Here is a 23,885-nt window from a genome sequence, read left to right as displayed (position 1 = left end):
CCCAGGAGCGGCGGAACTGGTCGAACCAGACGTCGTCCTCCCGCAGCGGCGCCGGCGGACCGGCTCGCCGAGGACGTCGACGCGTGCACGTCGACGACGCTAGAGCGAGGGCTCACCTGCGTCGAGGGTCAGAAGAGGCGCCTCAGGCGGAGGCGACCTTCGGGGCGACCTCGGTGCCGAGCAGCTCGATGCCGCGCAGCAGGTCGGCGTGCGCCAGCCGGGGGTTGGTCATCTGCAGCGAGATCCGGTCGACGCCGCCGAGCTGCCCGGAGATCCGGACCAGCTTCTCCGCCACGGTGTCCGGGTCGCCCATGAAGAAGGCGCCGTTCGGCCCGCTGGTGGCGTCGAACTGGGCCCGGGACGGCTGGGAGAAGCCGCGCTCGCGGGAGATCTTGGCGAACATCTCGTGCCACCCCGGGTAGATGGTGTCCGCGGCCACCTGGTCGCTGTCGGCGACGAAGCCGAACACGTGCAGTCCCACCTGGAGCTTCTCGGGCGCGTGCCCGGCCTGCGCACCGGCGCGGCGGTAGAGGTCGATGAGCGGGGCGAACTGGCGGGGCTCGCCGCCGATGATCGCCACCATGAGCGGCAGGCCGAGCAGCCCGGCCCGAGCGAAGGACTCCGGGCTGCCGCCGACCCCGACCCAGATCGGCAGCGGGTCCTGCAGCGGCCGCGGGTAGACGCCCTGACCGGTCAGTGCCGGGCGGTGCCGACCGGACCAGGTCACCTGCTCGGAGTCGCGGATCTGCAGCAGCAGGTCGAGCTTCTCGCTGAACAGCGTGTCGTAGTCGCCCAGCGAGAGCCCGAAGAGCGGGAACGCCTCGGTGAAGGAGCCACGCCCGACGACCAGGTCGATCCGGCCCTTGGCGATCAGGTCGAGGGTGGCGAACTGCTGGAAGACCCGCACCGGGTCGGCGGCGCTGAGCACCGTCACCGCGCTGCCCAGCCGGATCCGGGAGGTCCGCGCCGCAGCCGCCGCGAGGATGATCGCCGGCGCCGAGTCGTAGTACTCGCTGCGGTGGTGCTCACCGATGCCGAAGGAGTACAGCCCCACGCGATCGGCGAGCTCGATCTCCTCCAGCAGGTCCGCCATCCGCTCCTCCGGCCCGACGAGGCGCTCGGTGGTGGGGTCGGTCACTGCCGAGACGAAGCTGTCGACGCCGAGGTGCATGGGGTCCTCCAGAGGTTCTCGCGGACGACGAGGGGCCGGCGTCCGTCAAGCGCTCAACCACTTGCCGACCGAGATCGTTCCCGGCGGGTCTCCGCGGCGCCACCCCACCGGGTAGACACGGCACATGACCGACCCCGTCGACGCCCGGCTCCCCCGCCCGGCGGACCCCGCCCACCTGGACGAGCTGCGGGCGGCCACCGACCGCGCGGCCGCCACCGCCGAACCGCTCTCCTCCCCGCACGCCGGTGCACCCGAGGAGCTGCTGGCCCGGACCGAGCAGGCGATCGAGTCGGCGTCGGCGGACCTGCTGGCGCTCAGCCACGACCTGCACGCCCACCCCGAGGAGGGGTACGAAGAGCACCGCTCGGCCCGGGCGGTGGCCGACCTGCTGGCCCGCTCCGGGATCGAGGCGGAGGTCGGCGTCTTCGGCCTGGAGACGGCGCTGCGGGCCAGCGTCGGCAGCGGTGGGCCGACGGTGGCGGTGCTGGCCGAGTACGACGCGCTGCCCGGCATCGGCCACGGCTGCGGCCACAACGTCATCTGCGCGTCCGCCGTGGGGGCTTTCCTCGGGCTGGCCACCGTGCTGGCCGACGGCGGGGTCGAGGGCACCGTGCTGCTGCTGGGCACCCCGGCCGAGGAGGGCGGCGGCGGCAAGGAGCTGATGGCCCGGGCCGGCGCCTTCGACGGCGTCGACGCCGTGGTGATGCTGCACCCGTTCTCCTACGACGCCGCGGTGCAGCCCTTCCTCGGCCGCCGCCAGCTGCGGGTCACGTACACGGGCATCGCCGCGCACGCCTCGGCACAGCCCTTCATGGGCCGCAACGCGCTGGACGCCGTGGTCGCCGGCTACAACGGCGTGGCGATGCTGCGCCAGCACGTCCCGGACACCGACCGGGTGCACGGGGTGATCACCGACGGCGGGCAGCGGCCCAACGTCGTCCCGGAGACCGCCGAGGCGCTGTACTACGTGCGCTCCGCGACGCCGGAGACGCTGGCCGACCTGAGCCGCCGGATGGAGGCGGTCATGGCCGGCGCGGCGGCGATGACCGGCTGCGGGTACGAGCTGCACTGGGACGAGCTGCCGGCCTACCTGCCGATCCGGGCCAACCTGGAGCTGGCCGCCCGGTGGACCCGTCACCAGGCCCGCCGCGGCCGCACCGCCCTCCCACCCGGGGTGACCCCGGCGTCGCTGGCCGGGTCGACCGACCTGGGCAACGTCAGCGTCCGGGTGCCCTCGATCCACCCGATGATCGCCATCGCCGGGCCGGAGACGTCGATGCACACCACCGGCTTCGCCGCGGCCGCCGCCTCCCCGGCCGGGGATCGGGCCGTGCTGGACGGCGCCGTGGGCCTGGCGCTCACCGCGCTGGACGCGCTGGTCGACCCGGCCGTGCTCGCCGCGGCCCGGGCCGAGTTCGAGGCGGCCGGCGGCGTCCTGGAGCTGGCCGACCTGCTGGGCTGAGCGGCGGGACCTTCGGCCCGGGCACCCACCGCCCGGGCCGGTCAGGATCGCTCCGGGGCCGCACCAGCCCCGGCCGTTCACCCGAGACCGACAGTGTGGAGCCCATGACCGAGCAGGCGACGACGGCGGACTACCCCGACGACCAGCTCGACCTGGACCTGCGGTGGTGGGCCGCGGCCAACTACCTCACCGTCGGCCAGATCTACCTGCGGGACAACGCGCTGGTCCGCCGGCCGCTCGCGCACACCGACGTCAAGCCGCGGCTGCTCGGCCACTGGGGCACCAGCCCCGGCCTGTCGGCGCTGTACGTGCAGCTCAACCGGCTGATCCGGCGCACCGGCACGCCCTGCCTCTACGTCGCCGGGCCGGGGCACGGCGGCCCGGCGCTCGTGGCCGCCACCTACCTGGAGGGCAGCTACAGCGAGATCTACCCGCAGGTGAGCGGCGACGCCGAGGGGGTGCACCGGCTGTTCCGACAGTTCTCCACCCCCGGCGGCATCCCCAGCCACGTGAGCGTGCAGACCCCGGGCAGCATCCACGAGGGTGGCGAGCTCGGCTACGCGCTGGTGCACGCCGCCGGCGCCGCCTTCGACTCCCCCGACCTGCTGGTCGCCTGCGTGGTCGGGGACGGCGAGGCGGAGACCGGCCCGCTGTCCGGCTCCTGGAAGATCCCGGCCTTCCTGGACGCCCGCCGGGACGGCGCCGTCCTGCCGGTGCTGCACCTGAACGGGTACAAGATCAACAGCCCGACGGTGTGGGGCCGGTCGTCGGACGAGGAGATCGCCGACTACCTGCGCAGCCAGGGCTGGGCCCCGGTGTTCGTCGCCGGCGACGACCCGCGCGCGGTGTTCCGGGACCTGGAGGCCGCCGTGCGCACCTCGCACCACCGGATCCGGGAGATCCAGACCGCCGCCCGCGGCGGGGCCGAGGACGTGCGCCCGGGCTGGCCGGCGATCGTGCTGCGCACGCCGAAGGGCTGGACCGGCCCCCACGAGGTGGACGGCGTGCAGGTCGAGGGCACGTTCCGCGCCCATCAGGTTCCGCTGTCGGGCGTGCAGACCGACGGCGCGCACCTGGCCCTGCTGGAGGACTGGCTGCACTCCTACTCCCCCGAGATCCTCTTCACCGCCGACGGCGCGCTGGTGCCCGAGCTCGCGGCGCTGGCCCCGGCGGGCGACCTGCGGATGGGCGCGACGCCGTACGCGAACGGCGGGCGCCGGCGCACCCCGCTGGACCTGCCCCCGCTGGAGTCCTACGCCGTCGACGTCCCCGCGCCGGGGACCACCTACGCCCAGACCACCCACCCGCTCGGTGAGCTTCTGCGCGACGTCTACGCCCGGACGACGACGGAGGACGGCGGCGGGACGTTCCGGCTGTTCTGTCCCGACGAGACCGCCAGCAACCGGCTCCAGTCGGTCTTCGAGGTGACCGACCGCTGCCTGCAGGCCGAGGTCCTGCCCACCGACGACCACCTCTCCCCGCACGGCCGGGTGATGGAGGTGCTGTCGGAGCACCTGTGCCAGGGCTGGCTGGAGGGCTACCTGCTGTCCGGCCGGCACGGCCTCTTCGCCACCTACGAGGCCTTCGCCATGGTGAGCGCCTCGATGGTGGTCCAGCACGTGAAGTGGCTGCAGCACGCCGCCACGCTGCCGTGGCGGGCGGCGGTGTCGTCGCTGACGATCCTGCTGACCAGCACCTGCTGGCGCAACGACCACAACGGCTTCAGCCACCAGGGCCCCGGCCTGCTGGACACGGTCATCCCGCTGTCCCCGCAGGTGGTGCGGGTGTGGCTGCCCCCGGACGCCAACACCCTGCTCTCGGTCGCCGAGCACTGCCTGCAGAGCACCGACCACGTCAACCTGCTCATCGCCGACAAGCAGCCGCACCTGCAGTACCTGACCCTGGAGCAGGCGCACGCGCACGCGGCGGCCGGGGCGTCGGTGTGGGACTGGGCCGGCACCGAGGACGACGGGCAGGCGGAACCGGACGTCGTCCTCGCCGCGGCCGGCGACGTCCCGACGATGGAGACCCTGGCCGCCGCCGAGCTGCTGCGGGAGTGGGTGCCCGCGCTGCGGGTCCGGATGGTCAACGTGATCGATCTGATGGGCCTGCTCCCGCCGGACGACCACCCGCACGGGTTCTCCGAGAAGCACTTCGACCAGCTGTTCACCGCCGACACCGACGTCGTCTTCGCCTTCCACGGCTACCCCCGGGCGGTGCACCAGCTGCTGCACGGCCGCCCCGACCCGGCACGCTTCCACGTGCGCGGCTTCGAGGAGCAGGGGACGACGACCACCCCCTTCGACATGGTGGTGCTCAACCGGATGAGCCGGTACCACCTGGTGATCGAGGCGCTGCGCCGCTCCCGGCGGGCGCCGGAGCGCGGCGCGGAGCTGGTCCGGTTCTGCCGCGAGCAGCTCGACCGGCACCACGGGTACGTCCGCGAGCACCTGGAGGACATGCCGGAGGTCCGGGACTGGACCTGGGGCGCGGGGGCGGCACGCGGATGACCGACGGCGCCATCCTGGCCGTCAACCCGGGCTCCCGCTCCCTCAAGGCCGCCGTGCACGACGCGGCCGGGCAGCGGCTGCTCGACGTGCACGTCACCCGGCCGGTCGACGACGCCCGCACCGCGGTCGCGGAGCTGGCCGACCGGGTGGCCGCCGAGGGCATCGAGCTCGTCGCCGTCGCCCACCGGGTGGTGCACGGCGGGCCGGAGCACGTCCGGCCGGCGCTGGTGGACGACGAGCTGCTCGCCTCGCTGCGGGCGCTGGCGCCCTTCGCCCCGCTGCACCTGCCCGGGGACGTCGCGGAGATGGAGGCCGCCCGGGCTCAGTGGCCCGGCCTGCCGCAGGTCGCCTGCTTCGACACCGCGTTCCACGCCGACCTGCCCGCGGAGGCCCGGCGGCTGCCGCTGCCGGCCGAGGTCGACGCCCTCGGGGTGCGGCGCTACGGCTTCCACGGGCTCAACCTCGAGCACGTGGTCGACACCGTCCCCGAGCTCGGCCGGGCGGTGATCGCCCACCTGGGCGGCGGCTGCAGCGTCACCGCGGTGGCGGAGGGGCGCTCGCTGGCGACCACGATGAGCTTCTCCCCCACCGGCGGCGTCCTGTCGGCGAGCCGCAGCGGCGACCTGGACCCCGACGCGCTGCTGTTCCTGGCCGACCGCGGCTGGTCGGTCGAGGAGCTGCGCGACCTGGTCGACCACCGCTCGGGGCTGGCCGGGATCGCCGGCTCCACCGACGTCCGGGAGATCACCGAGCGGGCGGACGCCGGGGACGCCGACAGCCGGCTGGCCCTCGACGTCCTCAGCCGATCGGTGGCGGTCGCCGTCGCCGGGTACACCGCGGTGCTCGGCGGCCTGGACACCCTGGTGTTCACCGGTGGCGTGGGCGAGCACTCGGCGCCCGTGCGGGCCGCCGTCGCCGCCCGGCTGGCCCACCTCGGCGTCGTCCTGGACCCCGCGGCGCCCGCCCCGGGCGACCTGTCCGCCCCCGGGGCGACGGTGCGCACGCTGGTCGTCCCCGCCGACGAGGAGGTCGTGCTGGACCGGCAGGCCCGCCGGGTGCTCGGCGACCTCAGCCGCTGACCTCCGACGGCGCATCCCGCAGCTCCCGGTAGAGCCGGGCCAGGTCGGGCAGCTGGTGGTGGGCGTTGAGCCCGCTGGGGTTGGGCGCCACCCAGGTGGTGACCCCGCCGATCCGCTCGGGCTGGCGCCCCAGCGTGGCCCGCGGCCGGTCGAACGCCAGCCGCCAGGCGGTGACCCCCAGGACGGCGAGCACCCGCGGCCGGTACCGGGCCACCAGCGCCTCGAGCTGCGCGGCGCCGGCGCGCAGCTCGGCCGGGTCGAGCTCGGCCGCCGTCCGGGTCGGCCGGTCGACGACGTTGGTGACCCCGATCCCGCAGCGCAGCAGCTCCTGCCCCTCGGCCGGGGTGAGCCGGCGCGGGGAGAGGCCGGCCAGGTGCAGCGCGGGCCAGAACCGGTTGCCCGGCCGGGCGAAGTGGGTGCCGGTCTCGGCCGAGCGCAGCGACGGGTTGATCCCGCAGAACAGCACGTCCAGCCCGGGCGCGATCAGGTCGGGCACCGGCTTGGGCCGGTCGGCACCGGTCTCGTGCTCCGTCATGACGTCCAGTGTCCCGCCCCCGGTGTGCGGGCACGCCGGCCACGGGCCAGGCTGTCCCGGGCACATCGGTCGAAGGACGAAGGAGAACCATGGCGCGGGCAGCGGTCACCGGCAGCAGCGGGAAGCTCGGCCGGGCGGTGGTCACCCACCTGCTCGAGCACGGCTGGGACGTCCTGGCGCTGGACCGGACGCCCAGCCCCCGGACCGACGTGGAGTCCGCGGTCGTCGACCTCACCGACGCCGGCCAGGCCGTCGAGGCGCTGTCCGGGTTCGACGAGCACCGCGCACCGATCGACGCGCTGGTGCACCTGGCCGCCGTCCCGGCGCCCGGCCTCATGCCGAACGCGGCCACGTTCGCCAACAACGTGACCGCCTCGTACAACGTCTACAGCGCCGCGCTGCGGGCCGGCGTCCGGAAGATCGTCTGGGCCTCCAGCGAGACGGTGCTCGGGCTGCCCTTCGACGAGGACCCGCCCTACGTCCCCGTCGACGAGGAGTACGCGCCCCGGCCGACGACCACCTACTCGCTGGTCAAGACGCTGGAGGAGGAGCTGGCCCGCCAGCTGTGCCGGTGGCACCCGGACCTGTCGATGACCGGGCTGCGGTTCAGCAACGTCATGTACCCCGAGGACTACGCCGCCTTCCCCGGCTACGACGCCGACCCGGCGCTGCGGCGCTGGAACCTGTGGGGCTACATCGACGCCCGCGACGGCGCCCAGGCGGTCCGGCGCGGCCTGGAGCACGGCGAGCCCGGAGCCGACGTGTTCATCGTCGCCAACGCCGACACCGTCTCCGCCCGGCCGAACAGCGAGCTGCTGGCGGCCCAGTTCCCCGACGTCCCGCACCGCCGGGACGTCGGCACGCACGACACCCTGCTGTCGATCGACAAGGCCCGCCGGGTGCTCGGGTTCGCCCCCGAGCACTCCTGGCGGGACTCCGCGGGCCGGTGATCACCCGGCTCCTGCTGTTCGGCGCCACCGGCGACCTCGCCGGCCGGTTCGTGCTACCCGCCCTGGCCGGGTCGCTCGCCGCGGGGCACCTGCCCGCGGACCTGCAGCTGGTCGGCGCCGCCGAGCAGGACTGGGACGACGCCCGGTTCGCCGAGCACGTCGCCGCCCGGCTGCGGGAACACGCCGGCGACCTGCCCGCCGCGGCCCGGGAGGCGCTGGTGGACGCCGCCCGCTACCGCCAGGTCGAGCTGACCGAGCCGGGCACCGTGGCGAGCGCGGTGTCCGCCTTCAGCGGGGCCGGGCCGGTCGCCGTCCACCTGGCGCTGCCGCCGGCGCTGTTCCCCGCGACCGTCCGCGCCCTGGGAGCCGCCGGCCTCCCGCGGGGCAGCCGGATCGCGGTGGAGAAGCCCTTCGGCCGGGACCTGGCCGATGCGCAGGCGCTGAACGCGCTGCTGGCGCAGGCGACCGGCGACGTCGAGCAGGCCGCCTTCCGGGTCGACCACTTCCTGGGCATGCCGGCGGTGGCCGAGCTGCTCGCACTGCGGCAGCCGGGCGGCGCCCTGGCCGGGCGGTGGAGCGGCGAGCACCTCGCCCAGGTCGACGTCGTCTGGGAGGAGACGCTCACCGTCGGCAGCCGGGCCGGCTTCTACGACCGGACGGGCGCGGTGCGCGACGTGCTGCAGAACCACCTGGTCCAGGTGCTCACCGTGCTGGCGATGGAGCTGCCCGCGACGCCGGCCGAGGAGGACCTGCACCGGGCCCGGCTGGACCTGCTCCGGTCGGTGCGGGTGCCCGAGGTGGCGGCCACCCGCCGGGCGCAGCACACCGCCGGCCCGACGACCCGGGCCTACGTCGAGGAGGACGGCGTCGACCCGGCCCGGTGCACCGAGACCTTCGCCGAGCTGGCGTTCGTGGTGGACACGCCCCGGTGGGCCGGCACCCGGTTCGTGCTGCGCACCGGCAAGGCGCTGGCGGCCGACCGCAAGCAGGTGGTGCTGCACCTGCGCGCGCCGGCACCCGGCGGCCTCCCACCGGGGGTCGAGCGGGTCGCCGACGACCGGCTGGAGATCCCGCTGGACGGCGCCGAGCACGATGCTGCCGGGGTGGCAGTGCGCGCACCGGGTGAGCGCACCGCGTACAGCGCGGTGCTCACCGACCTGCTGTCCGGCAGCAGCCGCACCGCGGTCAGCGCAGCGGAGGCCGAGGAGGCCTGGCGGATCGTCGACCCGGTGCTGCAGGCCTGGGCCGCCGGTGAGCCCCCGCTGCTGAGCTACCCCGCCGGCTCCGCCGGGCCGCCCGGAGACCGCTGACCACGGCCCACCGGCCGGCGCCGGTCGGTGGGGCTCCACCGGGTCGTCCACCGCCCGGTCCACCTGGTGATCCAGGAGTGGCATCGCCCGCGCGGAGCGACCAAACTCGCCGCATGTCCGTGGCCCTTCGGCTACCGGCGGTGAGCGCTGGCAGGCAGCACCGGCGCTGAGGGCGCACCGAACGCCGACCAGGAGGAGGACCGAGCGAGTGGACATCCCCGCGATGCGGGCGAGCTTCGCCAAGGCGGCCGCCCACGGAGACCAGGTCCCGCTGTGGTTCTACTCCCACCTGTTCCTGACCCACCCGGAGACCCGGGAGATGTTCCCGGTCTCCATGGCGACCCAGCGCGACCGGCTGTTCGCCGCCCTGGGTGAGGTGATGTCCCGGGTCGACGACCTCGACGCCCTGGTGCCGATCCTGCAGCAGCTCGGGCGCGACCACCGCAAGTTCGGTGCGCTCGCCGCCCACTACCCCGCGGTCGGGGCCAGCCTGCTCGCCACCCTCGAGCACTTCGACGAGGAGTGGGACGACGAGCTGGCCGCCTCCTGGACCGAGGCGTACGGCCTGATCGCCGACGTGATGATCGGCGCGGCGGACGAGGCCGCCGACCAGCCCGCCTGGTGGGAGGCCGAGGTCGTCGCGCACGAGCGCCGCACGCTGGACGTCGCCGTCCTGCAGGTGCGCCCGCGGACGCCCCTCGGGTACCTGCCGGGGCAGGCGGTCTCGCTGGAGATCGACCAGCGCCCGCGGCTGTGGCGGTGGTACTCCCCCGCCAACGCCCCCCGGCCCGACGGCCTGCTGGAGCTGCACGTCAAGGCCCGGGACGGCGGCCCGGTCAGCTCCGCGCTGGTCCGGCTGACCCGTGTGGGCGACGTCATGCGGCTGGGGCCACCGGTCGGGCACCTGAGCCTGGACACCGACTCCGACCGCGACCTGCTGCTGGTCGCCGGCGGCACCGGGCTCGCCCCGCTGAAGGCCCTGGTCGACCAGGTCGCCCGGCACGGACCGGCCCGGCGGGTCGACCTCTTCGTCGGCGCCCGGACCGAGGACGCCTTCTACGACCGGGCCGACCTGCACCGGCTGGAGCAGGAGCACCCGTGGCTGACGGTGACGCCGGCGGTCTCCCAGGAGAAGGGCGCACCCGCCGAGCACGGGGACATCGGTGACGTCGTCCTGCGGCACGGCCCCTGGAACAGCCGGGACGTGTACGTCGCCGGCAACCCGGCCATGATCGAGGACACCGTGACCCGCCTCGTCCACTCCGGGGTCCCCATGGCGCGCATCCGCACCGAGGTGTTCGCCCCCAGCCGACCGAGCCCGACTCTCGACGGGAAGGTGACCGAATGACCACCAGCGACACCGGCTCCGGCTACGAGGCAGGGCCCCCCACGGCCGACGACCTCCGCGCCGTCCACTTCACCCCGGCGAGCATGCTGCACCCCGGCTACACCGACCGGGAGGTCGACGCCGTCTTGGCCCGGGCGGCCGACGGGCTCGCCCAGCTCACCGACGAGAACGGCCGGCTCGCGCGGGAGAACGTCCAGCTCGCCGAGGAGAACGCCCGCCTCCGCGCGCAGGTCCAGGGGCTGCAGGAGCAGGTGGACGCGGCAGCGGCCCGCCCCTCCCCCAGCGACCAGGCCGTCGGCATCCTGGCCACCGCCCAGCTGACCGCCGACGAGTACGTCGCCGAGGCGGAGGACTTCAGCCGGCAGATGACCAGCGAGGCGCGCGCCCAGTACGAGGAGCAGCTCACCGCCGCACGGGAGAAGGCCGGCGCGATCATCCAGGCGGCCCAGGAGGCCGGTGCCGCCATCCGGGGCAACGGCATCCCGGTGGTCAGCGGTGGCCAGCCGGAGTCCGAGGAGCTGCAGGAACAGGTCGCCTACCTCAAGGCCTTCAGCCAGGCCTGCCGGGTGCAGCTGCGCTCCTACCTCGAGGCGCTGCTCAGCGACGTGGAGACGGAGTGGGGACGGGCCCACCCGGGCGCGCTGCCCACGCCGCCGCGCGGCACCCGGCCCCAGCAGCTGGAGCGCGGCCGGCCGGACGTGGCGTTCTCCGCCAACGCGACCGCCGACGACACCGAGCCGGCCGGGGCCGTCCCGGCATCCCGCTCCTCCTCCTGAGCCGAGGACGCCCCGCGGCCTGGGTTGGCCGCGGGGCGTCGCTCAGACGAGGCCGTGGGCGTGCACGGCCTCGGCGACCTGCAGGAAGCCCGCCACGTTCGCGCCGAGCACCAGGTCGTCGGGGACGCCGTACTCCTCGGCCGTCTCGTGGCAGCGGGCGTGGATGTTTCGCATGATCTCCTCCAGCCGCTGCTCGCTGTGCTCGAAGGTCCAGCGGTCGCGGGAGGCGTTCTGCTGCATCTCCAGCGCCGAGGTGGCGACCCCCCCGGCGTTGGCCGCCTTGCCCGGCGCGAACGCCACCCCGGCGTCCCGCAGGACCCGGACGGCGCCCGGCGTGGTGGGCATGTTCGCCCCCTCGACGACGTAGCCGCACCCGTGGCCGGCCAGTGCCGCGGCCGCGTCGGCGTCGAGCTCGTTCTGCGTGGCGCTGGGGACCGCCACCTCGCACGGGACGTCCCAGATGCTGCCGCCCTCGACGAAGCGCGCCGAGGACACCCGGTCGGCGTAGCCGCTGATCCGCGCCCGCTCGACCTCCTTGACCTGCTTGAGCAGCTCGAGGTCGATCCCCCGCTCGTCGACCACGTACCCGGACGAGTCCGAGCAGGCCACCACCGTCCCGCCGAGCTGGTGCACCTTCTCGATCGCGTAGACTGCCACGTTCCCCGAGCCGGAGACGGTCACCCGCTTGCCGTCGAAGGAGTCACCGCGCACCTCCATCATCGCCTGGGCGAAGAAGGCCGCCCCGTAACCGGTCGCCTCGGTGCGCACCTGCGCACCGCCCCAGCCCAGGCCCTTCCCGGTCAGGACACCGGACTCGTACCGGTTGGTGATCCGCTTGTACTGGCCGAACAGGTAGCCGATCTCCCGCCCGCCGACCCCGATGTCACCGGCCGGGACGTCGGTGTACTCGCCCAGGTGCCGGTAGAGCTCGGTCATGAAGGACTGGCAGAAGCGCATCACCTCGGCGTCCGACCGCCCCTTGGGATCGAAGTCCGAGCCGCCCTTCCCGCCGCCGATCGGCATGCCGGTCAGCGCGTTCTTGAAGATCTGCTCGAAGCCCAGGAACTTCACGATGCCCAGGTTGACCGACGGGTGGAAGCGCAGCCCGCCCTTGTAGGGACCCAGCGCCGAGTTGAACTCGACCCGGAACCCCCGGTTGATCCACACCTCGCCGCGGTCGTCCTGCCACGGCACCCGGAAGATGACCTGCCGTTCCGGCTCGCAGATCCGCTCGATCGTCTTCATCTCGGTGTACTCGCGGTGCCGGGCGAGGACGGCCGACAGCGAGTCCAGCACCTCCTGCACCGCCTGGTGGAACTCGGTCTCCCCGGGGTTCCGTCGCAGGACGTCCTGGTAGATCTGCTCGACGACCTCTGACACGTCGGTGCTCACGCGGTGCTCCTGTCCTCGATGACAGGGTCACCCCATCACTGCCCGGCCCGCCCCGCAGGTCGGGTGGCCCGGTCCGGACTGCTGACGGCCTCAGGCCCCGCGGGCCAGCCGCAGCTGCTCGGCGAGGGCCGTCCGGAGCACGGTGGTGTCCATCGCGGCGGTGACGATCGTCGTCCCCGCCGCCGCGTGGGCCGCCGCGCCCGCCCCGTCGAAGGCGTGCACGCCCACCGGCACCCCGGCGGCCCGGGCGCGGGTGAGGACCGAGGACAGCACCTCTCGCAGCCCCTCGACGTCCCCGGCCAGCCCCAGGGAGGCGGCCAGGTCGACCGGGCCGACGTAGACCCCGTCGAGGCCGTCGACGGCCAGGACGGCGTCCAGCTCCGCCAGCGCCTCGGCCGTCTCCAGGATGACGAGCACCAACGGCTCCTCCGCCCCGCCGGACAGCCGCCCGGCCGACCGGTTGCCCCGCGGCGCGTAGCGGCAGCCAGCGACGACCTCCCGGACGTGGTCGGCGCCGAGCACGGTCGGCACCAGGACGCCGTGGGCGCCGAGGTCCAGCGGCCGGCCGACGTCGGTGAAGTGCGCGCTGCGGGTGCGCACCAGCGGCACCGCGCCGGCCAGGGCCACCGCCGCCGTCACCCCGGGCAGCTCCGCCTCGGCGAGCGCTCCGTGCTGCAGGTCCAGCACGACGAAGTCCGCGCCGGTGCCGGCCAGCAGCTCCGCGGTCACCGCACCGGGCAGCTGGCTCCAGATCCCGTGACAGGCCTCCCCGGCCGCCCACCGCTCCCGCAGGGCACGGACGCCACCCGGACCCACCGGCCCGCCACCCTCTGCACGCTCACCGACCGGCACCCGATCAGTCTGCCGTCTCACCACGCGCGCGGCGGCCCCCGCGGGTGCCAAGATCCCTGGGTCGCCGCTGCCGTCGTCGGACCCCCTCGCCGTGCAGCCGGCGCCCTGACCGCCGATCCCGGCGTGGCCCCGCCACCCGACCCCCCCGAGAGCGAGCCTGCGATGACCAGGACCCCACGGACGCCGACCAAGCGGCCCGAGAGCGAGGCCGGACGGTCGAGCGGCCTCTCTGCGCTGATGCGGCCGGTCAACGCCGTCGTCGAGCGCTACATCCCGAGCGCGCTCGTCTTCGCCGTGGTGCTGACGTTCGTCGTCGCCGCGCTCGCGCTGCTGCTGACCGACGCCGGCCCCATCGACGTCCTGGACGGCTGGGGCGACGGGCTCTCGGGGCTGCTGGCGTTCATGACCCAGATGGCGCTGATCCTGCTGCTGGGGCACACGCTGGCCAACACCGGCCCGGTGCGGCGGCTGCTCACCCGGCTGGCCGCCGTGCCCCGGACGCCGCTGCAGGCCTACCTCTACGTCTTCGTGATCGCGGCCCTCGCCTCGCTGATCACCTGGGGCCTGGGCCTGGTCGTCGGCGCGCTGCTGGCCCGGGAGCTGGCCGTCCAGGGGCGGGAGCGGGGCCAGCGCCTGCACTTCCCGCTGCTGGTGGCCGCCGGGTACTCCGGCTACGTCATCTGGCACATGGGCTACTCGGGTTCGGGCCCGCTCACCGCTGCGACCGAGGACTCCTTCCTCGCCGAGACGCTGGGCGGCACCATCCCGATCAGCGAGACCATCTTCACCTGGTGGAACATCACCGCGGCCGTGGCCACGATCCTGGTCGTCGGCCTCGCGCTGGCCGCGGTCGCTCCCCGCGGCGGTGACCGGGTGATCGAGCTCCCGGCCGACGTGCGCGACGCCGAGGGGGTGGCGCTGGACGACGAGGTGGTCACCCCGGCCGACCGGGTCGACGGCAGCCGGCTGGTCACCACCCTGGTCGGGCTGGCGCTGGTCGCCTACCTGGTGCACCACTACGTCGACGGCGGCAGCGCGACCCTGGACATCGTCAACTGGACGTTCCTGGCGCTGATCTTCCTGCTCGTCCGCAACCCGTTCGAGCTCATCGCGCTGGTGAAGAACGCCGCCGCCAACGTCGGGGAGATCCTGCTCCAGTTCCCGCTGTACGCCGGGATCATGGGGATCATGTCGACGACGGGCCTGATCGCCGTCTTCTCCGACGCCGTCGTCGACATCGCCACCCCGGCGACGTTCGGGCTGCTCGCCTTCCTCTCCGCCGGCGTCGTCAACTTCTTCGTCCCCTCCGGCGGCGGGCAGTTCGCCGTCCAGGGGCCGGTCATGCTCGACGCCGCGCAGAGCCTGGGGGTCGACCCGGCAGTCGCGATCATGGCGATCGCCTACGGCGACCAGTGGACGAACATGATCCAGCCGTTCTGGGCGCTCCCGGTGCTGGCCATCGCCGGGCTGAAGATGCGCGACATCCTCGGGTACACGACGGTCACGCTGATCGCCTCGGGCCTGGTCTTCGGCACGGTGACGCTGCTGCTCGGGGTGCTGGCCTGAGGGCCCGCGGGCACCGGCCGGGGCCGGTCAGCTCCAGGGCGACCGGCCGCGCCGTTCCCGGTTGGCGGCGTCCAGCCGGGTGAGGGCGCCCACCCCGCGGGCGACGTCGCCGGCCAGCTGCGCGACGGTGTCGACCACGCCGTCCAGCCAGGTGTCGGTGCGCGGGCGGGCCCGCGGGGACTCCGGCCGGGAGCTCCGGCCGAGGGTGCGGAACACCAGCACCCCGAGGGCCAGGAACAGGAACAGCTCCATCGGGCTCTCCCGTCTCCCGGACCGGCGCCCCGGGTGAGGTGCCGTGTCACCACGATGACCCCATCGACGCCGGAGTGCCAGCGGCAGGAACGCCACCGACCGCTGCTGGACTGCCAGCCCGTCAGACGCGGGTGCAGGCCAGCGGTGGGGGCTCCTCGAACACCAGCAGCGTGCGGGTGCTCAGCACCCCGGGCATGCCCTGGATCTCGTCGAGCACCAGCCGCCGCAGGTCGGCGTTGTCCCGCGCCCGCACCAGCAGGATCACGTCGAACTCGCCCCCGACGAGGCCGATGTGCGCGATGCCCGGCAGGGCGCGCAGCCGTTCCCGGACGTGCCGCCAGTCGGCCTGCCGGGTGTTCAGCGTGACGTAGGCCGACGTGCCCAGCCCGGCCGCGACCGGGTCCACGTCGGCACAGAAGCCCCGGATCACCCCGGAGGTCCGCAGCCGCTCGACGCGGGCATAGGCGTTGGCGCGGGAGATGTGCAGCTTCTCGGCCAGTGCCCGCATGGGCATCCGGCCGTCGGCGGTCAGCTCGTCGAGGATGCGGCGGTCGATCTCGTCCAGGCCACTGGCCACGTGTCTCCCCCTCCGTGCGTTTCGCTGTCCGGCACTGGACATCTGGCTCGATGAACGCCGGTCCGACGCGACAAGATCTCACATCTGGCCAGGTCCTGGCGTGCAGATGACGTCTCCACGACGATCCCACCATGACACGTGACCTGGATCTCCTCCTGCCGTCACCTCACCCCGTCGAGCTGATCGACCCGACCGGTCAGACGGTGGCCGAGGCGACGCGCGACCTGCCGGACGACGCTGCGCTGCTGCGCGCCTTCGCCGGGCTGACCACCGCCCGCCGGATCAACGACCAGGCCTCCGCCCTCGCCCGCCAGGGCCGGCTCGCCGTCTACCCCTCCTCGCACGGGCAGGAGGCGTGCCAGGTGGCCGCCGCCCAGGTGCTCACCGACGACGACTGGCTCTTCCCCACCTACCGGGACACCGCCGCCGTGGTGCTGCGGGGCGTCGACGTGGCCGAGGCGTTCCTCCCGCTGCAGGGCGCCTGGCACTCCGGCTACGACCCGCACGAGCACAAGACCGCTCCCCAGGCGACCCCGCTGGCGACCCAGCTGCTGCACGCGGTCGGCGTGGCCCACGCCGCCCGGCTGCGCGGCGAGCCGACCGTCGCGCTCGCGCTGTGCGGCGACGGCGCGACCAGCGAGGGCGACTTCCACGAGGCGCTGAACTTCGCCGCGGTGTTCCGGGCGCCGGTGGTGTTCCTGGTGCAGAACAACCAGTACGCCATCTCGGTCCCGCTGGCCCGGCAGTCGGTCGCCCCCTCGCTGGCGCACAAGGGCATCGGCTACGGGGTCCCCGGCGAGCGGGTCGACGGCAACGACGTCGCCGCCCTGCTCGCCGTGCTCGGCGCCGCCATGACCCGGGCCCGGGCCGGCGAGGGCCCGCAGCTCGTCGAGGCGCACACCTACCGGATGCAGCCGCACACCAACGCCGACGACTCCCGGCGCTACCGCCAGGACGACGAGGTGGCCGGCTGGGCGCAGCGCGACCCGCTGGCCCGGCTGGAGACCTGGCTGCGCCAGCACGACCTGCTCGACGACGCCGGACTGGCCGCGGTCACCGCCGACGCCGACCAGCTCGCCGCCCGGATGCGCACCGAGCTGTCCCGGGACGCCACCCCGGAGCCGGCCGAGCTGTTCGCGCACGTGTACGCCACCCCGACCCCCCAGCTGGTGGAACAGGCCGCCGTCGTGGCCGACGAGCTGAGCCGAGAGGACGCCCGCTGAGATGACCAGCACCCAGACGACGAGCACCCGCCCTGCCGAGAGCGGCGGGCACGTGAAGCTGACCATGGCGCAGGCGCTGAACCGCGCCCTGCGGGAGTCGATGGCCGCCGACGACTCGGTGGTCGTCTTCGGCGAGGACGTCGGCGCCCTGGGCGGCGTCTTCCGGATCACCGACGGGCTCACCGCCGAGTTCGGCGACACCCGCTGCTTCGACACGCCCCTGGCCGAGTCCGGGATCGTCGGCATGGCCATCGGGATGGCGATGAACGGCATGCGGCCGGTGGTGGAGATGCAGTTCGACGCCTTCGCCTACCCGGCGTTCGAGCAGATCACCAGCCACGTGGCGAAGATGCGCAACCGCACCCGGGGCAAGGTCTCGCTGCCGATGGTCATCCGGATCCCCTACGCCGGCGGGATCGGCGGGGTCGAGCACCACTGCGACTCCTCCGAGGCCTACTACGCGCACACCCCGGGCCTGCACGTCGTCACCCCGTCCAACGCCGCGGACGCCCACCGGCTGCTGCGCGCGGCGATCGCCTCGCCGGACCCGGTCGTGTTCATGGAGCCCAAGAAGCTCTACTGGACCAAGGAGGAGGTCGACCTCGGCGCCGAGCTGCCGGGCATCGGGCGGGCGATGATCCGCCGCGAGGGCACCGACGCCACGCTGATCGCCTACGGCCCCTCGGTCCCGGTCGCCCTGGAGGCCGCCGAGGTCGCCGCCCAGGAAGGGCGCAGCCTGCAGGTGGTCGACCTGCGCTCGATCGTGCCGTTCGACGACGAGACGGTCTGCGCCGCGGTGCGCTCCACCGGGCGGGCCGTGGTGGTCGCCGAGGCCCCCGGCTTCGCCAGCGTCGCCTCGGAGATCGTCGCCCGGGTCACCGAGCGGTGCTTCCACTCCCTCGCCGCACCGGTCCGCCGGGCGGTCGGCTTCGACATCCCCTTCCCCGCCCCCAAGCTCGAACACCTGCAGCTGCCCGGGGTCGACCGGGTGCTCGACGCCGTCGACGACCTGCAGTGGGACCTGTCGTGAGCGAGGAGACCTTCCTGCTGCCCGACCTGGGTGAGGGCCTCACCGACGTCGAGGTGGTCCGCTGGCTGGTGGCCGAGGGCGACGTCGTCGCCGTCGACCAGATCGTGGTGGAGGTCGAGACGGCGAAGTCGGTGGTCGACGTCCCCACCCCGTTCGCCGGGCGGGTGGCCACGCTGCACGCCGCTGAGGGCGACACCGTGCTGACCGGCCGGCCGCTGATCACCGTGGCCGCGGCCGAGTCCGCGCCGTCGCCGGTCGCCGCGCCGGTGCAGCCGGACGGCGCCGACTCCCCCGAAGCCGAGGTGTACCGGGAAGAGGAGCAGGCCGGCTCGGGCAACGTGCTGATCGGCTACGGCACGACGGCCAGCACGGGCTCCGGTCGACGACGCCGCCCACGGTCGTCGGGGCAGCCCGCCGCCGCACCGGCGGCTGCCGCACCGGCTCTCGAGCCGGTTCCCGATCCGGCTCCTGACCCCGTCGCCGTCGCCGCTGAGGGGTCCGGAGGTCCCCGTGGGGTGCCGCAGGTCGTCTCCCCGCTGGTCCGCCGGCTGGCGCGGGAGAAGGGCGTGGACCTGCACGGTCTGGCCGCGGCCAACGGCGGCGGGGTGATCACCCGGGCCCACGTCGAGCTGGCCTCCGCCGAGCCCTCCCCCGCCGAACCGGCCGCGCCGGTCCCGGCGCCGGCCGCGGCCGAGGGCGGCGAGCGCCGCATCCCGCTCAACGGCTTCCGCCGGGCCGTCTCGGCCGCGCTGTCCCGCAGCCGGTCGGAGATCCCCGAGGCGACCGTCTGGGTCGACGTGGACGCCACCCCGCTGGTGCAGCTGCGGGAGAGCGCGCGCACCGCGACCGACCCCGGACCGGGGCTGCTGGCCTACCTCGCCCGCTTCGTCGTCGCCGGCCTGCGCCAGTACCCGGTGCTCAACTCCCGGCTGGACACCGAGCGCCAGGAGATCGTGGAGCACGACCGGGTCAACCTGGGCCTGGCCGTGCAGAGCGACCGCGGGCTCGTCGTCCCGGCGGTGCTGGGGGCCGACACGATGACCACCGAGCAGCTGGACCGGGAGATCCGCGCGCTCACCGCCCGGGCGCGCGAGGGCAAGGCGAGCGCGGAGGAGCTGGCCGCCGGCACCTTCACGCTGAACAACTACGGCGGCTTCCGGGTCGACGGCAGCGCCGCGATCATCAACCACCCGCAGGTGGCGATCCTGGGCTTCGGCCGCATCCTCGACCGGCCGTGGGTGGTCGACGGGGAGATCGTGGTCCGGAAGATCACCCAGATGTCGTTCGTCTTCGACCACCGGGTCTGCGACGGCGGCACCGCCTCGGGGTTCATCCGGGCGGTGGCCGACGCGATCGAGGACCCCGCGTCGGCCATCCCCCGGCTGTGACCGGCCGACCGCTGCCCACCCGCCCGGCGGGGACCTCCGGGTCCCCGCCGGCCCCGCCGCCCGAGGAGGGCCCCGTGGCCGACACCCCCGTGCTCACCGTCCCCGTGGGGGCGACCGCGACGCTGGACGTCGTCGTCACCCCCGAGCTCACCGTGCACTTCGACGAACTCGGCCCGGTGCACCCGGTCTACGCGACCTACAGCATGGCCAAGCACTTCGAGGAGGCCGGCCGCAAGCTGCTGCTCCAGCACCTCGAGCCCGGCCAGGCGGGGATCGGCCGGTCGGTGGCGGTGGAGCACCTGGGACCCAGCTGGGTCGGCGACACCGTCTCGGTGACGGCCCGCTGCACGGAGGTGTCGGGCAACCGGCTCACCTGCGCGTGCACGGCCACCGACGCCCGGGGCCGGGAGCTCGGCCGCGGGACGACGGTGCAGGTGGTGCTGCCCGAGGAGCTGCTGGAGCAGCGGATCGGCCCGGCCGCGCGGGCAGCCCGGGGCTGAGCAGCCACGCCCGGCCCCGGGCTCAGCGGCGGCGCAGCACCGAGCGGTCGAGCTGCGCGACGTCGGTGACCCCGAGCAGCTGCAGCGCCCGGCGCAGCTCGGCGGCCAGCAGGTCGACCGCCCGCTCGACGCCGGCCTGACCCGCGACGGCCAGCCCGTACAGCTGCGGCCGCCCCAGCAGCACCGCGCGGGCGCCCAGGGCGAGCGCCGTGGCGATGTCGGTGCCCCGCCGGAACCCCGAGTCGACCAGCACCTCCAGGTCGTCGCCGACGGCGTCCACGACCTCGGTCAGCGCCGTGAGCGTCGCCCCCACGTGGTCCAGCTGGCGGCCACCGTGGTTGGACACCACGACGGCGTCCACCCCGGCCGCCGCGGCCCGCCGGGCGTCGGCCGCGGTCAGCACGCCCTTGACCACGAACGGCCCGCCCCACGCCTCGACCATCCGCTCGATGTCGTCCCAGGTCACGGTCGGGTCGAACTGCCGGCCCACGAACTCCATCACCGCCTGCGGCCCGCCGGCCACGTGCCGCACGTTGGCGAAGGTGACCGCCTCCGAACGCAGCAGCCCCCACCACCAGTGCGGCCGCCGGGCGCCGTCGGCCAGCGTGCGCAGGCCGAGCTCCGGCGGGATGGTCAGCCCGTTGCGCAGGTCACGCTCCCGCGCCCCGGGCACCGGGGTGTCCACGGTCAGCACCAGCGCGCGGTACCCGGCCTCCCGGGCCCGGCTGATCAGCTCCTTGCACAGCCCGCGGTCCCGCCAGACGTAGAGCTGGAACCACTGCGGCGGGCTGCCCGCGGCGGCGATGTCCTCCAGCGACGTCGTGCCCAAGGTGGCGGCGGTGTAGGGGATGCCGCGGGCCGCGGCCGCCCGGGCCACCGCCAGCTCGCCGTCCGGGTGGACCATCCGGGTGAACCCGGTCGGGCCCAGCACCAGCGGCAGGGCCGAGCGGGCACCGAGCACCTCGGTGCCGAGCTCGACCTCCCCGACGTCGCAGAGCACCGAGGGCACCAGCTCCCACTCGTCGAAGGCGGTGCGGTTGCGACGCATCGTCACCTCGTCCTCGGCCGCGCCGTCGACGTAGTCGAAGACCGCGCGCGGCAGCCGCCGGCGGGCCGTCGTCCGCAGGTCCGCCACCGTGTGGCAGCGGGCCAGCCGGCGCCGGTCGCCGTCCAGCTCCGGCCGCTGCACGCGCAGCAGCGCGACCATCTCCGCCGGGGTCACCGCCGGTCGGCCGCCCGCGTCGCGCCGGTGGCGGGTGCCGCCTCGGTCGTTGCGTCGGCGTCCGCGGCGAAACCGCCGCCGAGGAAGCCGCCGGACACCCGCGGGTCGGTCGACAGCGCGGCCGGGTCGCCCTCCAGCACCACCCGCCCGCGGTCCATCACCGAGACCCGGTCGGCGACGGCGAAGGCGGCCCGGGCGTTCTGCTCCACGACGACGAGGGTCAGCCCGTCGTCCCGGAGCTTGCCGAGGGCGGAGAAGATCTCCCCCACCAGCCGCGGCGCCAGCCCGACGCTGGGCTCGTCCAGCACCAGCACCCGCGGCTGGGCCATCAGCCCGCGGGCGATCGCCAGCATCTGCTGCTCGCCGCCGGACAGCGTGCCGGCCGCCTGCTCCAGCCGCGGCTCCAGCCGCGGGAACAGCGCCATCGCCCGGTCGCGGGCCTCCTTCCGGGCGGACGCCGGCCCCCGCCGCCGGGTGTAGCCACCCAGCACCAGGTTGTCGGCGACGCTCAGCGACGGGAACACCAGCCGGTTCTCCGGCACGTGCGCCAGCCCGGTGCGGGCCAGCTTCTCCGGCCCGTAGCCGGTCACGTCCGTGCCGGCCAGGTGCACCGTCCCGGAGGTGACCGGCAGCAGCCCGGACAGCGCCCGCAGCAGCGTCGACTTGCCTGCCCCGTTCGCGCCGATGACGGCGACCAGCTCGCCCTCCCCCGCGGTCAGGTCGATGCCGTGCAGCACGGCCAACCGGCCGTACCCGGCGTGCAGTCCCCGGACCTCCAGGCTCATGACCGTCCCTCCTCGGGGACCGGGTGGGCCGGTCCGTCCGTGACCGGCCGGCTCACGGGGCGCCCGCCTCGGCGACCGCGGTCGCGGCGCCGTCCTCCGGCTCGACGCCCAGGTAGGCCGCCAGCACCGCCGGGTCGTGCCGCACCTCGTCGGGCGTGCCGAGCGCGATCCGGACGCCGTCCTCCAGCACGGCGACCCGGTCGGCGAGGGCGAGCACCGCCTCCACGTCGTGCTCGACCAGGACGATCGCCATGCCCCCGGCGCGGAGCCGGCGCAGCAACCGGGCCAGCTCGCGCCGCTCGGTGCCGGAGAGGCCGGCCATCGGCTCGTCCAGCAGCAGCAGGTCGGGGTCCAGGGCCAGCGCCCGGGCGATCTCGACCAGCCGCTGCCGGCCGAAGGGCAGGTCGACCGCCAGGCGGTCGGCGTCCTCGCCCAGCCCGAGCAGGTCCAGCAGCTCCCGCGCGGACTCCTCCACGGCGCGCTCCTCGCGTCGGGCCGGCAGCACCAGCGCGGCCCCGAGCATCCCGGAACGGCTGCGCAGGTGCCGGCCGACCATCACGTTCCCCAGGACCGTCGCCGAGGCGAAGATCTGCAGGTTCTGGAACGTGCGGGTGGCCCCGGCCCGGGCGAACACGTGCGGCTTGCGCCCCTCCACCCGGGTGCCGGCCATGGTGACCTCACCCGCGGTCGGGGTCACCGCACCGCTGATCATGTTGAAGGCAGTGGTCTTGCCGGCACCGTTGGGCCCGATCAGCGCCACGATCTCCCCGGCTGCCACCGTCAGGTCGAAGTCGTCGACGGCGGTGACCCCGCCGAAGCGCTTGGTCAGCCCGCGCACCTCCAGCAGCGGCGTGCCCGGGGCCGGCCGCCCTTCCCGCGCGAGCAGCGGGACGTCGTCGGCCACCGGCTCCAGCCGTGCCTCCCCCTCGTCCTCGGGGTCGGGGGCGGAGGTGTCGCCGGCCATCCGTCGGCGGGCCCCGGTCCACAGCTGGTGCAGGCCGCCGGGCAGGAAGATCATGATCGTGGTGAGCAGGATGCCGAACCCGATCAGCTGCACCTCACCGACCGCGCCGGGCAGCAGCTCCGGGATCAGCCGGCGCAGCCCGTCGTCCAGCCCCTCGACGGCGAAGGCCCCGACGACCGCGCCGTAGACGCTGCCCACCCCGCCGAGCACCGCCATCAGCAGGAACTTCACCGACAGCGGGAAGTTCGCCGCATTCGGGTTGATCACCCCGAGCCAGTGGGCGAACGCCGTCCCGGCGACGCTGGCGTAGGCGGCCGAGAGCACGAAGACCTGGACCCGCAGCCGGAAGGTGTCCACCCCGAGGGACTCGGCGGCCACCTCGGAGTCGTTGACGGCGCCGAGCGCGCGGCCGATGCGGCTCTCCACGATGTTGCGGGCCAGCCACAGGCCGAGCAGCACCACCGGGACCAGCAGCAGGTAGTACTCGGTCGGTGAGTTGTACGTGCGACCGTTCATCTCCGGCTTGGTGATGCCGAAGATGCCCGAGGTGGCGCCCAGGAAGTCGGACTCGGTCGCCAGCACGGTGACGATCACGCCGAAGCCGAGGGTGGCCAGGGCGAGGTAGTGGCCCCGCAGCCGCAGCAGGGGCAGCCCGACCAGCAGCGCCGCCGTCATCGTCACCGCCACCGCCAGCACCGACGCCGGCAGCCCGCTCCACTCGTACTTGGTGACCAGCACGGCCTGCGTGTAGGCCCCGATCGCGAAGAAGCCCGCCTGCCCGAGGCTGACCTGGCCGGCGAGACCCATCAGCAGCGAGAGCCCGAGCGCGGCCAGGGCGTAGATGAGCGCGTACACCCCGACGTTGATGACGCTGGAGGAGGCGACCAGGGGCAGCGCCAGCATGAGCAGCGCGACGACGGCGATGCCGATGACGTCGCCGCGCCGGCTGCGGCGACGGTGGGCCCCGATGCGGGGCAGTCGACGGGTCACGGG

At 74.7% G+C, this 23,885-nt stretch carries 21 protein-coding genes; 12 read left to right on the top strand and 9 right to left on the bottom strand.

The features are described from left to right. Window positions 1-142: 142 nt before the first annotated feature. Window positions 143-1,171, bottom strand: a complete 1,029-nt coding sequence (locus O2W16_RS08025; protein ID WP_269158290.1) for an Atu2307/SP_0267 family LLM class monooxygenase — start codon at window positions 1,169-1,171, stop codon at window positions 143-145. 124 nt (window positions 1,172-1,295) lie between these two features. On the opposite strand from O2W16_RS08025, the gene O2W16_RS08020 reads away from it, so the two are divergent. From O2W16_RS08020 to O2W16_RS08010, 3 genes are all read left to right on the top strand, one after another. Further along, window positions 1,296-2,633 (top strand): M20 family metallopeptidase, encoded by a 1,338-nt coding sequence (locus O2W16_RS08020; protein ID WP_269158289.1) that lies wholly within the window; start codon window positions 1,296-1,298, stop codon window positions 2,631-2,633. Window positions 2,634-2,737: 104 nt separating this feature from the next. Further along, complete coding sequence (locus O2W16_RS08015) at window positions 2,738-5,143, top strand: phosphoketolase family protein (RefSeq protein ID WP_269158288.1); 2,406 nt, start codon at window positions 2,738-2,740, stop codon at window positions 5,141-5,143. Next, complete coding sequence (locus O2W16_RS08010) at window positions 5,140-6,222, top strand: acetate/propionate family kinase (RefSeq protein WP_269158287.1); 1,083 nt, start codon at window positions 5,140-5,142, stop codon at window positions 6,220-6,222. Before O2W16_RS08015 ends, O2W16_RS08010 begins: the two co-directional genes overlap by 4 nt. On the opposite strand, the gene mug is transcribed toward O2W16_RS08010, so the two are convergent. Then, entirely contained in the window at window positions 6,212-6,757 is a 546-nt protein-coding gene (gene mug, locus O2W16_RS08005; RefSeq protein ID WP_269158286.1) for a G/U mismatch-specific DNA glycosylase, read from the bottom strand. The two genes, O2W16_RS08010 and mug, sit on opposite strands and share 11 nt — an antisense overlap. 89 nt (window positions 6,758-6,846) lie before the next feature. Between mug and O2W16_RS08000 the strand changes: the two genes are divergently transcribed. The 4 genes from O2W16_RS08000 to O2W16_RS07985 all read left to right on the top strand — a co-directional run bounded on the left by O2W16_RS08000 (window position 6,847) and on the right by O2W16_RS07985 (window position 11,141). Then, window positions 6,847-7,707, top strand: a complete 861-nt coding sequence (locus tag O2W16_RS08000; protein ID WP_269158285.1) for an NAD-dependent epimerase/dehydratase family protein — start codon at window positions 6,847-6,849, stop codon at window positions 7,705-7,707. Beyond that, a complete protein-coding gene (locus O2W16_RS07995; RefSeq protein ID WP_269158284.1) occupies window positions 7,704-9,017 on the top strand; it encodes a glucose-6-phosphate dehydrogenase in 1,314 nt (437 codons plus the stop codon). Before O2W16_RS08000 ends, O2W16_RS07995 begins: the two co-directional genes overlap by 4 nt. 208 nt (window positions 9,018-9,225) lie before the next feature. Beyond that, window positions 9,226-10,365, top strand: a complete 1,140-nt coding sequence (locus O2W16_RS07990; RefSeq protein ID WP_269158283.1) for a globin domain-containing protein — start codon at window positions 9,226-9,228, stop codon at window positions 10,363-10,365. Further along, on the top strand, window positions 10,362-11,141 hold the full coding sequence (locus O2W16_RS07985) for a DivIVA domain-containing protein (RefSeq protein WP_269158282.1): 780 nt from the start codon (window positions 10,362-10,364) through the stop codon (window positions 11,139-11,141). The genes O2W16_RS07990 and O2W16_RS07985 overlap by 4 nt, the downstream gene beginning before the upstream one ends. 42 nt (window positions 11,142-11,183) lie before the next feature. On the opposite strand, the gene gdhA is transcribed toward O2W16_RS07985, so the two are convergent. Beyond that, window positions 11,184-12,533 (bottom strand): NADP-specific glutamate dehydrogenase, encoded by a 1,350-nt coding sequence (gene gdhA / locus O2W16_RS07980; RefSeq protein WP_269158281.1) that lies wholly within the window; start codon window positions 12,531-12,533, stop codon window positions 11,184-11,186. A gap of 90 nt (window positions 12,534-12,623) precedes the next feature. Further along, on the bottom strand, window positions 12,624-13,385 hold the full coding sequence (locus tag O2W16_RS07975) for an HpcH/HpaI aldolase family protein (protein ID WP_269158280.1): 762 nt from the start codon (window positions 13,383-13,385) through the stop codon (window positions 12,624-12,626). Between the two features lie 162 nt (window positions 13,386-13,547). Here O2W16_RS07975 and O2W16_RS07970 point away from each other — a divergent pair, with 162 nt between their 5' ends. Next, window positions 13,548-14,951, top strand: a complete 1,404-nt coding sequence (locus O2W16_RS07970) for a short-chain fatty acid transporter (protein ID WP_269158279.1) — start codon at window positions 13,548-13,550, stop codon at window positions 14,949-14,951. A 27-nt stretch (window positions 14,952-14,978) separates the two neighbouring features. Here O2W16_RS07970 and O2W16_RS07965 read toward each other — a convergent pair whose 3' ends face one another. Continuing rightward, entirely contained in the window at window positions 14,979-15,203 is a 225-nt protein-coding gene (locus O2W16_RS07965) for a hypothetical protein (protein WP_269158278.1), read from the bottom strand. Between the two features lie 121 nt (window positions 15,204-15,324). After that, complete coding sequence (locus O2W16_RS07960; protein ID WP_269158277.1) at window positions 15,325-15,780, bottom strand: Lrp/AsnC family transcriptional regulator; 456 nt, start codon at window positions 15,778-15,780, stop codon at window positions 15,325-15,327. A 131-nt stretch (window positions 15,781-15,911) separates the two neighbouring features. Between O2W16_RS07960 and pdhA the strand changes: the two genes are divergently transcribed. The 4 genes from pdhA (at window position 15,912) to O2W16_RS07940 (ending at window position 19,921) form a co-directional block, all read left to right on the top strand. Further along, window positions 15,912-17,003, top strand: coding sequence for a pyruvate dehydrogenase (acetyl-transferring) E1 component subunit alpha (pdhA, locus tag O2W16_RS07955; protein ID WP_269158276.1), 1,092 nt, complete (start codon window positions 15,912-15,914; stop codon window positions 17,001-17,003). A gap of 1 nt (window position 17,004) precedes the next feature. Then, entirely contained in the window at window positions 17,005-18,033 is a 1,029-nt protein-coding gene (locus tag O2W16_RS07950; RefSeq protein WP_269158275.1) for an alpha-ketoacid dehydrogenase subunit beta, read from the top strand. After that, window positions 18,030-19,421, top strand: a complete 1,392-nt coding sequence (locus O2W16_RS07945) for a dihydrolipoamide acetyltransferase family protein (RefSeq protein ID WP_269158274.1) — start codon at window positions 18,030-18,032, stop codon at window positions 19,419-19,421. Before O2W16_RS07950 ends, O2W16_RS07945 begins: the two co-directional genes overlap by 4 nt. Before the next feature lie 74 nt (window positions 19,422-19,495). Then, window positions 19,496-19,921: a thioesterase family protein gene (locus tag O2W16_RS07940; protein ID WP_269158273.1), complete on the top strand. Its 426-nt coding sequence runs from the start codon at window positions 19,496-19,498 to the stop codon at window positions 19,919-19,921. Window positions 19,922-19,943: 22 nt separating this feature from the next. On the opposite strand, the gene O2W16_RS07935 is transcribed toward O2W16_RS07940, so the two are convergent. The 3 genes from O2W16_RS07935 to O2W16_RS07925 are packed head-to-tail and all read right to left on the bottom strand — an operon-like array spanning window position 19,944 to window position 23,882. Beyond that, on the bottom strand, window positions 19,944-21,143 hold the full coding sequence (locus O2W16_RS07935) for an alpha-hydroxy acid oxidase (protein ID WP_269158272.1): 1,200 nt from the start codon (window positions 21,141-21,143) through the stop codon (window positions 19,944-19,946). After that, window positions 21,140-21,928 (bottom strand): ABC transporter ATP-binding protein, encoded by a 789-nt coding sequence (locus O2W16_RS07930; protein WP_269158271.1) that lies wholly within the window; start codon window positions 21,926-21,928, stop codon window positions 21,140-21,142. The genes O2W16_RS07935 and O2W16_RS07930 overlap by 4 nt, the downstream gene beginning before the upstream one ends. 52 nt (window positions 21,929-21,980) lie before the next feature. After that, the gene (locus O2W16_RS07925) at window positions 21,981-23,882 is read right to left on the bottom strand and encodes a branched-chain amino acid ABC transporter ATP-binding protein/permease (RefSeq protein WP_269158270.1); all 1,902 of its coding nucleotides are present in this window, start codon (window positions 23,880-23,882) and stop codon (window positions 21,981-21,983) included. Window positions 23,883-23,885: the final 3 nt, after the last annotated feature.

It is taken from the genome of Modestobacter sp. VKM Ac-2984 (assembly GCF_026967985.1).
GTDB lineage: Bacteria > Actinomycetota > Actinomycetes > Mycobacteriales > Geodermatophilaceae > Modestobacter.
This window is presented reverse-complemented; position numbering and strand designations above follow the sequence as displayed.

Excerpts from the sequence above, each read along its gene's own strand:
- O2W16_RS08025 (WP_269158290.1), bottom strand. The coding sequence starts at position 1,171 with ATGCACCTCGGCGTCGACAGCTTCGTCTCGGCAGTGACCGACCCCACC.
- O2W16_RS07950 (WP_269158275.1), top strand. The coding sequence starts at position 17,005 with ATGACCAGCACCCAGACGACGAGCACCCGCCCTGCCGAGAGCGGCGGG.
- mug (WP_269158286.1), bottom strand. The coding sequence starts at position 6,757 with ATGACGGAGCACGAGACCGGTGCCGACCGGCCCAAGCCGGTGCCCGAC.
- O2W16_RS07930 (WP_269158271.1), bottom strand. The coding sequence starts at position 21,928 with ATGAGCCTGGAGGTCCGGGGACTGCACGCCGGGTACGGCCGGTTGGCC.
- O2W16_RS07970 (WP_269158279.1), top strand. The coding sequence starts at position 13,548 with ATGACCAGGACCCCACGGACGCCGACCAAGCGGCCCGAGAGCGAGGCC.
- O2W16_RS08010 (WP_269158287.1), top strand. The coding sequence starts at position 5,140 with ATGACCGACGGCGCCATCCTGGCCGTCAACCCGGGCTCCCGCTCCCTC.
- pdhA (WP_269158276.1), top strand. The coding sequence starts at position 15,912 with ATGACACGTGACCTGGATCTCCTCCTGCCGTCACCTCACCCCGTCGAG.
- O2W16_RS08015 (WP_269158288.1), top strand. The coding sequence starts at position 2,738 with ATGACCGAGCAGGCGACGACGGCGGACTACCCCGACGACCAGCTCGAC.
- O2W16_RS07985 (WP_269158282.1), top strand. The coding sequence starts at position 10,362 with ATGACCACCAGCGACACCGGCTCCGGCTACGAGGCAGGGCCCCCCACG.
- O2W16_RS07965 (WP_269158278.1), bottom strand. The coding sequence starts at position 15,203 with ATGGAGCTGTTCCTGTTCCTGGCCCTCGGGGTGCTGGTGTTCCGCACC.
- O2W16_RS08020 (WP_269158289.1), top strand. The coding sequence starts at position 1,296 with ATGACCGACCCCGTCGACGCCCGGCTCCCCCGCCCGGCGGACCCCGCC.
- O2W16_RS08000 (WP_269158285.1), top strand. The coding sequence starts at position 6,847 with ATGGCGCGGGCAGCGGTCACCGGCAGCAGCGGGAAGCTCGGCCGGGCG.